1 pseudogene is annotated in these 290 nt (G+C 61.7%); it reads left to right on the top strand.

The features are described from left to right. Positions 1-110 precede the first annotated feature (110 nt). Positions 111-290: pseudogene (locus tag EN852_RS39660) on the top strand (glycine/betaine ABC transporter permease); the annotation flags it as partial.

Consider the following 290-nt stretch of genomic DNA (forward strand, 5'->3'; position numbering starts at 1 on the left):
GTTGGGTTCGTGGGCAGATACGGCCTGCGGACCCATTGCCGTTGTTGTGGATCCTGGCTTTCGAGTTGGCGTTGCTTTGCGCCGCTCCGATGCCGGACTGAAGGCGCCCCATGGCTTATTACGCCGGACTATTCGATCAGCTCGGACTTCGCGGGTGGTGCGATGCCTCGGACTCCACGGGTCCGATGAGCATGGCCGAATTGCTCAAGAAGAGCAAGGAAGCCAATGCGGGCGGGCAAGCCACCGAGAGCGTTCCGTTCCCATCGCTCGACGCGCTGCATGATGCCTGT

Source organism: Mesorhizobium sp. M2E.F.Ca.ET.209.01.1.1, assembly GCF_004010375.2.
In the GTDB taxonomy this organism is placed as follows: domain Bacteria; phylum Pseudomonadota; class Alphaproteobacteria; order Rhizobiales; family Rhizobiaceae; genus Mesorhizobium.